An 11238-nucleotide genomic window follows, 5' to 3' on the forward strand; every position below is an offset into this window, starting at 1 on the left:
GAATTTTGCCTGGGGCTGCGTTGCTCCTCGGTCACAGCCCCACTGGCGGGGGATGCTCGCTCGTCGCGCCTTGCCCCAGGCCAAATTGGGCGCAACGAACGTGAGCGTATTTACGAAACGGACCACTAAGGCGAGCGCTTTCACGGGCGTGTGGGTTCATACTTGGTCGCCGGACAGCCAACAAATCGCATTTCTCCTGAAACAAGAGCTCTATTTCGTCCGGGCGACCAGCGGAGAGACGCTTCGCCGCGTGTCACTTTCTAGACTGAAAAGCCTTGGCAGCAGTTTCGGCCTTGCTTGGTCCCCCGAAGGCCGAACCGTGGCTCTTCCCGGCGTCGATGTTCGAGGACGCCGAGGTTGGTTTGGCGTGGATGTTCAGACAGGGGAAGAGCGATTGCTTTTTGATGTCGCCACCAACGTGAATGTTTGGAGCCCTCACTGGTTGCCGGACGGAAAATCGGTTTTCTACAACGACCGGAAGCGCCACGTGATGAGCATCACGATTGACACCGGCGAAACGCGCGAGTTTTTGTCGAACGTCAAGGCTGGAGGACTTCGTGGCGGATTTTCCTGGCTTCCCGATTCTCGGCACGTCGTTTTCCGAGAGCAGAATAAGATCTGGGCTGTGGTGGTTCCCGATGGTCAACCGTTTGAGGTCGCCTCACTTCCCAGCGAATTAGACGGCTATGAGATTTCGCCTCCAAGATGTTCGCCGGACGGCAAGACGATCACGTTCGCCGCCGATTCGGACAAGGTGGAGTATTGGGTGATGGAGAATTTCCTGCCGCCGGAAAAAGTCGCCGCCAAGTGAACCTGAATTCGGAAGTTGACTCGCCACAAAAGAGCGCAAAGAACTCAAAGAGAGGCCAGGAGGAGACTGGCCAAGTCCACCCGTTTAGGGAAGGGCTCTCGTTTCCGAAACTCCTTTGTGATCTTTGAGTTCTTTTGCGGCTCATAAGGTACTTTCTCCTGGACCTTCAGAGGAGCTTGTCCAGATCAGCGAGAACTTCAGGGCCATCATCAACCCTCCATTTTCCATCTCTTTCGCTTCTTCGAGCTTCTTCGGTTGCGGCAATTTTCTTTGTTGACACTGAACGTTACAAGTGTAGCCTTTAGGACGCTACGTTTGTAGCGTCCAATGAAAAACAGAGAACTCCCCAAAATCTCCGAAGCCGAATGGGACGTGATGAAGCTCCTCTGGGACAAGGCGCCGCGGCCCGTCAGCGAAATTGTCACCGAACTGGCCGCCAAGAACGAGTGGCAGCCCCGGACCATCCGGACCCTCATCAGCCGCCTGGTCCAGAAACGCGCCCTCCGCGCCCGCCGCCAGGAGAATCGCCGCGTGTATGAGCCGGCCGTCAGCCTGGACGAATGCGTGCGCCACGTGGGCCGCTCCTTTCTGGAGCGCGTCTTTGGCGGCGCCCCTGTCTCCATGCTGCTTCATTTCGTCAAGGAAACGGACTTGACGCCGGATGAGATTGAAAAACTCAAACAAGCTTTATCCGAGAAAGCGAGGAAATCATGAACGCGGTGAGTCTTCTGAAACCGGCCTTTGACTGGGTGCTGCACGCCACGTGGTCCGCGTCCATTCTAATCGGTCTGGTCCTTCTATTGCAATGGCTGCTGCGGGACAAACTCGCTCCGCGCTGGCGTTACGCGCTCTGGCTTTTGGTCGTTGTGCGGCTCGCGCTGCCCGTGTCGCCGGGGAGCGCCGTCAGCGTGTTTAACTTCGCCAAGGTGGAGGCGGCAAAACCTGTGAGCCTAGAAAATCCGGCGCCGGCTGCGACGCCAGGCCAATCCGTGAGCAACGCCGAATCCGGCGCGGCCGCTTCCGCGTCCGGGCGACGGCCACGATGGCTGGCCGAAGCCACGGATGAAGAGACCGAACTGCGATTCCAACTGGCCGGAGCGACCCGGACGCTCAAGACCCCGGAGGTGGCTTACTGGATTGCCTTCGCTTTGTGGGGGCCGGTGAGCGCGTTTTTCCTGCTGCGCTGGCTCTGGCAGAACGCTCGATTTGTTCGGCGCATGCGCGCGGGCCGGAGCGTGGGACAGCCGGAGGTTCTGCAATTGTTCGAGGAGTGCCGGGCTTTGAGCGGAGTTCGGCGGAACCTCGAACTGCTGAGCATCGAAGAAATCACTTCGCCGGCATTGTATGGACTGTTCCGCCTGCGGCTTCTGTTGCCGAAGGATTTCCTGGCCAGCTTCAAGCGAGATGAACTGCGGCACATTTTGCTCCACGAACTGGCGCACGTGAAACGATGGGATACAGCCGTCAACGCCATCGCTGCGATTCTGCAAATGCTGCACTGGTTCAATCCGCTGGTCCGGCTTGCGTTTCGCCGCATGGCGCTCGACCGGGAACTGGCGTGCGATGAGATGGCCTTGAATTGCCTGAAGCAAGGCGAGAATGAGGCCTACGGCGCGACGATGATCAGGCTGCTGGAAAGCGCTTCCGAACGGCTGCCGAACTTCACGACGGTGGGAATCCTCGAAGACTACCGGCAGATGTTGACCCGGATTCAGTGTGTCGCCCGCTATGGCAGATCGACGGCACACCCGGTTGTGGTGGTCGGTTTGTTCGCTTTGCTCGCCGTAGCTGGCCTCAGTGACGCCCAGAACGCGTCGGATCCGCAGTATCCCGCTTCCCTCAAAGTGATCGAAAGCACTACCAGGACAATTCATCTGACGGGTTGGGAAGCTGGCGACAGCTCTCTCTCTCCAGACGAAACTCGGATAGTTTTCGATCACTGGCGGAGCCCTGGAGCTGACGTCGTCGTCAAAGATTTGCGAACTCAGGAAACATGGAAACTGGCCGATGCAAAAACGAACTGGTACTTTGCGGAAACCACCGTCTGGTCTCCGGATTCCAAACGGATTGCATACACCTGGTACACCGATGAGGCCGATGAAATCCGCATTGCGACTGCGGATGGAAACGAGAACAGGCTGCTCCGAGCAGTTCCTTGGAATGAGGATTACTATCCCTTCCTCATCGATTGGCCCTCCGACGATGCGAATCCGGTCTGGACGCCTGATGGAAAGCACGTGCTCTTCGGCAGTAATCGCCGTGGGCAATGGGAGTTATGGGCCGTGCCGATGGAGGGCGGCCGGCGTGCAGGAGAGCCTATTCTCGTCTGATCCGTGTTTGGGGACTACCGAGCGGAAATCAACGCGCGAGGGAAACTTGTGTATTATTCGTCTCAACCGTATTGAGGTGACTACGTGATCCACGTAAACCCCGAAACGGACACCGTAAGCCCGCCGCAGTTGGTTTATGCCGATGCGGAGGAACCCAGGGCCCGGGCTGCCTGGGTGCCTGAGAACCGATACTGTTACTGGCGGAGAACAACCCTTCACCTCGCATCCTTGGACGGAAAAGAAGAAGCCGTTCCTATCGACTTGTCAGCAGTAGAGCGATACGATGTCAGTCTGGATGGAAAGTGGGCCTGCGTTCAAGGGCGTAATGCTGCCGGCCAGCGCGCTTTCTCTGCCATCCACCTCGAACAAAAGAAAATCGAAACGCTTTTGCTCTCGGAGGATTATCAGTTGGCGCCGGGCGGCATTACCGATGACTCGCGCGAAGTCATCGTGATTCGCGGTAATAACCCTGCGACGGCCGAATATGCAGCGTTAGGCCTCGACAGCAAAAAGTTGAGAAAACTAAAGGCGCCACGGAATCCCCTTCCTGCGCGGCTCACCAAGTACTGGCCCGGCCTTCGAAAGGCCGTGTTGGTGGAAACGGACACGCAAGGCAAGGAAGATCGATTGAGGGTTTACGACTTCGAAACCGGCGAACACCAAACGATTCTGACAGCGAAGCACCCCGAACGAATACAAGATCCGGTCTGGCGTGTGCAGCGCTTGAAGGGAGATGAAAGCCCGCAAATGATCTACACGCGCGTGAGTTCGGATGGAAGGAAGGAATTACGTCTCGTTTCGTTGGACGCGACCATCGATCGGACGCTTCCCTCGAGAGATTGGAACTTCGATTTGCGGCGAGTGAGGAATCCCAGTGTCTCGCCGGATGGCTCGGTGATGTCCCTGAACGTGTCCGCAAATGAAATCTTCTTCGCATCGCTCGACGGGAAATGGCAGCGGAAGGTGAAATACTCCGTGACGGTTATGGGTGCCGGCGTCTGGTTTGCGGACAACCGGTCCCTGCTGATCACGATGGCAAACGAACCCCGCATGGAAATCGGCCTCATCGAGAATTACCTGGCGGCGAGCGGGCGCGGGCCGTGATTATTCGCTCCGGCGTCGCGAAAAACCTGGTCTTGTTTCTCAAGACTCGCCTGCCGGATCGCGTCGAGTCTCCGGCTCTTGCCACTTGCTGTGTTTCGCGGCATAGTTGCACCCGATGAACGTTGCCGTTGAAATCCCGGACGCTGTCTCCGCTCCCCTACGATCCAAGTGGCAGGATTTGCCGCGGCGCGTGCTGGAAGCGACGGCTGCCGAGGCCTACCGCACCGGCGTCCTCACGTCCCATCAGGTCGGTCAACTGCTGGGTCATGGTTCGCGCTGGGAAACGGAGGCCTTCCTCAAGCGCGTCCAGGCTTACCTGAGTTACACCGAGGCTGATCTGGAACGGGACCTGGCCGCGCTCCGCGAGGCGCGTGGACGATGACCGTCGCCAGCAACACGTCGCCGATTTGTTATCTCATTCTCATCGGCTCGATTGACATTTTGCCAAGGCTTTACGGGGACATTCTGACCACTCAAACCGTCGTGAGGGAGCTTCGCCATCAGGATGCGCCCGAAACCGTTCGTCTTTGGGCCGCCGCGCCACCCGATTGGCTAAGAGTGCATGCTGATCCTTCCGAACCCGACCAATCCCTCGCGGCTCTGCATGCGGGAGAGCGCACAGCGCTTCGTCTTGCTGAACAGGTCCAGGCCGACGTTGTGTTGCTGGACGATTCCGCCGCGCGTGAAGTGGCGGGGCAACGCCTACTGAAGGTCTCAGGTTTGTTGGGCATATTACGGGATGCTGCACAGTCGGGATTGGTTGACATTTCCTCAGCCGTTGATCGTCTCCGCCGAACCAACTTTCGCGCTTCGCCGGAATTGTTGAGATCTCTGTTGCGTGGGCCTCAAGGATCGATTTGAGGAACCCATGGCGCCTGGAAATCGGCATCATTGAGAATTACCCGGTGGCGAGCGGCCGCGGGCCGTGAGGTTCGCCCTAATTCATTCCGAGCTCGAAGCCGTGTTGTTTGCGGTGGTGCGGGCCGTCGAACGCTTTGCTGCTCTTGAATAGAGTTTGTTTCCGGTGGGTATGAATACACCCGACTCGCGGCGAAGTCACTCGAAAGTTGCAGGGTCACTCGCCGATGATCTTGACGAGCACGCGCTTTCTTCGGCGCCCGTCGAACTCGCCGTAAAAGATTTGTTCCCAAGGCCCGAAGTCCAGCTTGCCCTTCGTGATCGCCACAACCACTTCCCTGCCCAGGATCTGCCGCTTCAAATGCGCGTCGGCATTGTCCTCGCCCGTGCGATTGTGATGATACGCGGCGACCGGCTCGTGCGGCGCCAGTTTCTCGAGCCACACCTCGTAATCGTGATGGAGCCCCGGCTCATTGTCATTGATGAACACCGATGCTGTTATGTGCATCGCATTCACCAAGCAAAGCCCCTCGCCCACGCCGCTCTTGCGCACCAGGTCTTCGATCGTTCGAGTGATGTTCACGAATCCGCGCCGATTCGGAACCTCGAACCAGAGATATTCGGTTAATGATTTCATGTCGGAATAGAACAACCGTGCCACCAAACTGCCGCAGAATGATGATGCGTTTCAGGGTTTGAGTTCATTGAGCAGTCCCGCAACGGCCCCAGGTACTCCGGCCCGCCGTGGGTGTGCGTGGCGGTGATGACGATGTTGGCGACGGGAATGCCCGTGACCTTGCTGGCCCGCAGACGCGCGAGGCCCGTAAGATCTCGCGGCACGGAACAAAGATCGTTGCCAACGAAGGCGAACGTCACCGCGCCATTCTGCACGACGATGGCCTTGGTCATCAGGTGCTCTGTGCCATCCGTGGTCTGCTTCATTCGGAGACGGGCGAAGGTGTTCATCGTTCAATGGCAGGCGCACGAGCCGCAGGATTTCGCTTTGAGACCGGCGAGGCGTTTTTCGATTTCAAGCGAAGTGGGCGTCGCGGCGAGGCCGCCGAGCGAGGTGCAGCGGTGTTCGCGGGGCATCATGGCGGAGACGCTCTTCGCGGCCTGGATGACTTCATCGAGAGGAATGAGCGGGTCGAAGCCGGCGAGAGCCATGTTCGCGCAACTGAGGGCGTTGGCAGCGGCCATGACGTTCTTGCCGAGGCACGGGGCTTCAACGCGGTTGGCAATGGGGTCGCAGATGAGGCCGAGCATGGACTGGAAGGCGAGCGACGCGGCGCCGATGGCCTGGTCGCGCGTGCCGCCAGCGAGCGTGACGAGCGCGGCCGCGGCCAGGCTCGCAGCCGAACCGCCCTCGGCCTGGCAACCGCCGACTTCCGCCGCGAAGGTCCAGCGCTGTGCGATAAAGACGCCGATGAGTCCAGCCGCGAGGACCGCTTCGGCCATTTGCTCCTCGGTTTTGTCCATCGTCTCGGCCATCGCGATGACCGCGCCGGGCAGCGCGGCGCAGGCTCCTGCAGTGGGCGCGGCAACGATGACGCCCATGCTGCTTTTCACCTCCATGAGCGCGGTGATGTAGAGGATGATGCGGTTGAGCGCTCCGGCGTCGAGCAGATGTCCGGCCTTGAGCATTTCCTGAAAGCGTCCGCTTTGGTGATGAAGCACGCGGTCTTCGTAGCTCGTGCCGGCAATGCCGCTGGCGATGCTGCGGCGCAGGATGCGGATGATGTTCACCATCCTGGCGATGACCTCGCGCTCGGTGAAATTGCCGCGCGCCATTTCGTATTCGATCGCGAGCTGCCAGAGCGGCGTGTGTCTGGCGCCGTCGTGCGCGAGCATGGCCGCGCAGGTGGAAAACGGGACGCGGAGGTTCCTGCGCGAGGGCACGGGCAGCACGGGCGCGAGGCGCTTCACGGCGAGGGGACTAAAGGGGGCCAAAGCGTCGGATGGAACGAAGGCAGAGGATTGCACCTGCACGATGTGGACGCCGGTTGCGCGATGGAGATGCACCGCATCCGCCGTGGTGAGCGTGTCGCGCAGCTTTTCCGGGTCTTCGCGCAGCCACACGAGCGTCTCGTGATAGCCGCCGTCCATGCGCATGGGCACGCCGTCCACGCTGAGCACTTCCATCATGCCGCCGCCGGTGGAGATGGCGATGAGCGAGTGCTGCTCGCGGCGGTTCTGCAAAGTAAGCCGATAAGTGTTCGGGTGCGGGTCGCCGACATCCACCGTCTCAATGCGCGCTTTCGCGCCGCCGTCTTGAAACGCCTGCATGGAGCCGGGCAGCCGCTCGTCATCCGCCTCCCAGCCGAGCAGCCCGCCGAAGAGTCCCATGTCGCTGCCCTGGCTTTCGTGCGTCGTCGGCAGCGAGCCGGCGCGATCAAACTCGACGAGCACGGCTTCGATTTCGCCATCCATCAAATCGCGAGCGAGCCTGCCGATGCGCAGCGCGGCGGCACAATGCGAACTGGACGGCCCTCGCATCACGGGCCCAATGACGTCATTGAAAATGGAGACGGCGCTCATGGGGCGGCTATTTGGCTGCGTTCGGTTCTTGCCGCGTGACGATCGGGACGTAACCAAACTCCAGTCCCGGCGGGGGCGTGACGACCAGGGCCGGGTCAAGCTCGGCGAGTTTGCCGCTCGTGGGCGGGGCGAGGTAGTCCTGGTCCTTTTTCCAATGGCGGTGGAGTTTCTCGACTCGCACTTGCATGGCTTCGCGCTCCGCGCCGGTCAGGTCCGCGTTGAGCAGCGAGGGCTGGTCGGCGAAGCGATACCAGGAATACGTCACCACGCTGCCGTCGCCGAGTTGCGCCTTGAACGGTCCGGCTTTCGGGCCGGGCTTTTTCCACGAACTGTAGCCGAACCATTCGCCGCGAGTGCCTTGCTTGAGGTTCAAGCCGTCTGGCGGCCAGAGCAGCCACGGACTGAGTTGGGCGATGGCGTATTTGCCCTGGGGCTTCGCCCAGTCGCGGCCCTTCCCGGCGCCCGGCCCGTTGGCCCACTCGACGAAATTCGGCGCCACGCCGCCCATGATGAACTTCGGCGTCTCGGTGGCGTATTCCGTGTCGCGCCACCAGCCGAGACCGCCCTCGATATCAGAATACGCGTTAGTCGGCCCCTTGCCCTCGTGCTGCGCGAACATACAGGTGCCGGGCAGGCCCGACTGGAAACGTTGTCCCGGGTATTGCCGCAACAACGGCCACGCGGCGACATACATTGAGAACCCGGCGTTGAAAGGTTCCGGCACCTTGTCATTCGGAATGAGGAGGTAGCCGGCCATCTCGCCCTCGCGAACAGCCGCCGGGCACCACGACGGCACAAGCGCAAACAGCGCGCAGGCGAGATACGGAAGCAATGTTTTCATGCGATGCGGATGACTTAACAGGAATCGTCGAACGCAGCGAGAACACTCTTGTGCACAACCGTCTTGGACTGCGGTGGCAAGCGCAGCGCGACACCGCTTTCGCACGCGGAGTTTTCGGCTCTCGCTCTTAGTTTCCTTTCGCTCACAGTGGAACAAGGTCGCTCAGCGACCTGAGGCACGCGCCGCTGTCACCGGCACCTTCGTGAGCCGGTAAAATCCTTTAGCGTCCCGCGCCGAAGCTTTCAGCCCAAATTCCACAGGCCGATCCTGGCTTGCGCTCCGATCGAAGAGTCCAATGGCCAGTTCGTATTCGCCGGCCTTGAGGTCGGGCGGGAGCGATAACTCGTATCGTGAAGACACCGGCGCGCCGGGCAGCCATGACTTGCCGCTCACACCCAGAGCCTTGGTGACCTGGCCACCCGCGCCTGACAACTTCACGCGCAGTTCGTACGGCGCGTAGGGTGGCGCAACGCCGCGGTTCTCCATCGTGAGAATGAATGGCACGGTGGCGCCCGCCTCAAGCTTGTCCGGCAGTTCGAGCGACCTCGGGAAGAGCCAATAGCCGCACTTGTTCAGCAGTTCCTTGGTCAGTTCAGGATTGTCGGTTAACCATTCGCGCGCGTCGCCGTGGTAGCCGATGTAGGTCGCGTGCAGCAACTCGAGCGCGCCGCGGAAATAGTCCGGGCCCGTCTTGCCCTTGCCGAACTTGGCCACCGCGCTCTCCGGGCGGCCTTCCCAGTTGCCCGGCTTTTTTACGGAGCCGTAGTGCTCCAACTCGAACACGGTCGGAGTTTGCGGGGATAGGCATCCGCGAAGAACTCCGGGCTGCGCACCGTGAAGGTGTCGCTCACGCCCTGCAAATAGCCGTTCACGAGAATGCTGTCGTCGCGGTAGCTGATGCCGTTGGTCAGCACGTGCTGGTGCAGCCTCGCGCGCTCGGCGGGGTCGTTCAAGGCGTGGATGTAGTCATCGGAGATGACGAGCTGAGTGCGCTTGAAATGCTTAAGGTGAAGATCAACATGCTCCTTCCGCACGGCGAAGGACAAGTCCTTCCGGCTGCCGGCCCAGCAATGGCCCTCGCCCCAGTCGCCGATGCTGCCAATGTCGAGATAGCGCAGCCACGGCTTGCCATCGTAGCGCACTGCGAAAGCGGCCAGGAATCGGTCGAGCTTGGCGAGGAAGATGGGGTCGTCGAACTCTGGTTCCCAAGGTCCTTCCGGCCCGGTGGCCTTGCCTATCCGGTAATAGCCTCCCTTCGCGCCGGCCTCCATGACCCAGCGCGGGGTGGCGAACTGCTGTTCGATTCGATCCGTGCTGGTTTCCTTGCAACTGATGCGGAACGCAATGCCCAGCCCGTGCGCGGTCCACTTCTCGATGATCCGGTCAATCACTGCCCAATCGAACTGACCTTCCTTGGGTTCGAGATACGCCCACGCCAGCCGGATGTAGAGGTGGTCCATGCCGGGGAATTCCAGCAAGTCGGCGTCGCGGGCGATCTGGTATTTGTTCGGATGGTTGTCCGGGAAGTGGTGGTACCAGCCTTTGTGCGGATTGATCAGGACTCGCGCCGCATCTTGAAGCGGCGTGAGGTCATGCACGACCGGCTTCACGGCCAACGGTTCGGCGGCTCGCACGGCGGTGATGCACGCAAGCAGAGAAGTGATCCAACCGTAGAGTGTCATCACTGTGGGGGTATTCATAGAGTTTGGATTTGTGGCTTCCATTGCGGAAGCCTTTCTCGAAGCCGGCGCGTCCGCCGCCGTCTTTGAGGGTGCCCGGCTTCCAATTGCGTGCAATCTTGATATCGGCGGCTGCCTTTTCCGTCAACTCGGTCACATTCGCAAAGCCGATGCGGTTGTAGAGAGCCGGGACATAATGGGCGTCGCGAATGCCGGCATATTGCTTCCAGTGAGAGCACCGGCGATTTCGAGCGGAGTGGTTTGCTCCATCGGCTTGCGGGCCGTGAGACGGGTACGCCAGTCGCGGATGCACAGCACCTCCGAGCCCGGCATGGAGATGCCTTCCATGAAATCCCGCACGTTGTAGAAGCCTTTGTTTCGCGGATGACTCAGGCAGGCCTCGGGATACCACTTGAGATCAATAGCGCCCCAAAAAAAGCGCGTGGTTAGCAGCATGACCTGCAACGCGCCCTGGAGGGCACGGAAGAGATGATGTGACGAAGCCTTGGGATGGCGGGCGGCCAGGATCCGCTCAAAGCGGGAGTCCGGTAGCGGGGCGTCGTAGGCCAACCGGCCCCAGAGCATGAACGAATACCACTGCTTCTCCATCACCAAGGGGCGCGGGCCGGGTTCGGGATTGTGCTCCAGGAAATCGCGGCCCCAAGCGTAACCGTCCGGCCCCATGTAAAAGCCCGCGATCTTGTCCGCCGGGGGAATGTTCGCGATGTATTCGCGGGCGTAGGCGGGGTCGCCGAAGCGGAAGGTGTAGATGTCATCATTGCGCACGGTGAGCCACGTCTTCCGTCCGGGCGCGAGGCTTTCCAGCAGCGGCTGGATGAAGGGCGGATTGGGAATCGAATACATGTGCGCGACCGAATACTTGAAGCTGAACTCAAATCGGAAGTTCACTTTGCCCGTCGCCTCTTCCTCCAGTCGGCTGCATTGCGTGCTGGTTTTTCCGGCCGGACAGACCCCCGTGCGCTCCTCCACCTTGACTTGAAAATCCTCCGTTGTGAACCGCCCGTCCTTCTGCGGCGCCGGTTGCGCCGGCCCGATCAATTCTCGGCCTTCGGCTTG

Annotated in this window: 12 protein-coding genes; 6 read left to right on the forward strand and 6 right to left on the reverse strand. The window is 60.5% G+C overall.

Annotated elements, in window-relative coordinates:
* The first annotated feature begins 52 nt into the window (after positions 1-52).
* From FJ398_20780 to FJ398_20805, 6 genes are all read left to right on the forward strand, one after another.
* The gene (locus FJ398_20780; protein ID MBM3840349.1) at positions 53-811 is read left to right on the forward strand and encodes a hypothetical protein; all 759 of its coding nucleotides are present in this window, start codon (positions 53-55) and stop codon (positions 809-811) included.
* A 327-nt stretch (positions 812-1138) separates the two neighbouring features.
* On the forward strand, positions 1139-1525 hold the full coding sequence (locus FJ398_20785) for a BlaI/MecI/CopY family transcriptional regulator (protein MBM3840350.1): 387 nt from the start codon (positions 1139-1141) through the stop codon (positions 1523-1525).
* Complete coding sequence (locus FJ398_20790; GenBank protein MBM3840351.1) at positions 1522-3141, forward strand: hypothetical protein; 1620 nt, start codon at positions 1522-1524, stop codon at positions 3139-3141. Before FJ398_20785 ends, FJ398_20790 begins: the two co-directional genes overlap by 4 nt.
* Positions 3142-3225: 84 nt before the next feature.
* Positions 3226-4245, forward strand: a complete 1020-nt coding sequence (locus FJ398_20795; GenBank protein ID MBM3840352.1) for a hypothetical protein — start codon at positions 3226-3228, stop codon at positions 4243-4245.
* Between the two features lie 115 nt (positions 4246-4360).
* Positions 4361-4627 (forward strand): UPF0175 family protein, encoded by a 267-nt coding sequence (locus FJ398_20800; GenBank protein MBM3840353.1) that lies wholly within the window; start codon positions 4361-4363, stop codon positions 4625-4627.
* Positions 4624-5106: a DUF3368 domain-containing protein gene (locus FJ398_20805; protein ID MBM3840354.1), complete on the forward strand. Its 483-nt coding sequence runs from the start codon at positions 4624-4626 to the stop codon at positions 5104-5106. Before FJ398_20800 ends, FJ398_20805 begins: the two co-directional genes overlap by 4 nt.
* A 214-nt stretch (positions 5107-5320) precedes the next feature.
* Here FJ398_20805 and FJ398_20810 read toward each other — a convergent pair whose 3' ends face one another.
* The 6 genes from FJ398_20810 to FJ398_20835 all read right to left on the reverse strand — a co-directional run bounded on the left by FJ398_20810 (position 5321) and on the right by FJ398_20835 (position 10206).
* Positions 5321-5740: a YjbQ family protein gene (locus FJ398_20810; protein ID MBM3840355.1), complete on the reverse strand. Its 420-nt coding sequence runs from the start codon at positions 5738-5740 to the stop codon at positions 5321-5323.
* Positions 5737-6069 carry a hypothetical protein gene (locus FJ398_20815; GenBank protein MBM3840356.1) on the reverse strand — a complete coding sequence of 111 codons (333 nt, stop codon included), beginning with the start codon at positions 6067-6069 and terminating at the stop codon, positions 5737-5739. The genes FJ398_20810 and FJ398_20815 overlap by 4 nt, the downstream gene beginning before the upstream one ends.
* 3 nt (positions 6070-6072) lie before the next feature.
* Positions 6073-7599 (reverse strand): serine dehydratase, encoded by a 1527-nt coding sequence (locus tag FJ398_20820; protein MBM3840357.1) that lies wholly within the window; start codon positions 7597-7599, stop codon positions 6073-6075.
* A gap of 49 nt (positions 7600-7648) precedes the next feature.
* Entirely contained in the window at positions 7649-8482 is an 834-nt protein-coding gene (locus FJ398_20825) for a hypothetical protein (protein MBM3840358.1), read from the reverse strand.
* A gap of 162 nt (positions 8483-8644) precedes the next feature.
* Positions 8645-9265 carry a DUF4832 domain-containing protein gene (locus tag FJ398_20830; GenBank protein ID MBM3840359.1) on the reverse strand — a complete coding sequence of 207 codons (621 nt, stop codon included), beginning with the start codon at positions 9263-9265 and terminating at the stop codon, positions 8645-8647.
* The gene (locus tag FJ398_20835) at positions 9235-10206 is read right to left on the reverse strand and encodes a hypothetical protein (GenBank protein MBM3840360.1); all 972 of its coding nucleotides are present in this window, start codon (positions 10204-10206) and stop codon (positions 9235-9237) included. Before FJ398_20835 ends, FJ398_20830 begins: the two co-directional genes overlap by 31 nt.
* Positions 10207-11238 lie beyond the last annotated feature (1032 nt).

It is taken from the genome of Verrucomicrobiota bacterium (assembly GCA_016871535.1).
Lineage (GTDB): Bacteria > Verrucomicrobiota > Verrucomicrobiia > Limisphaerales > SIBE01 > VHCZ01.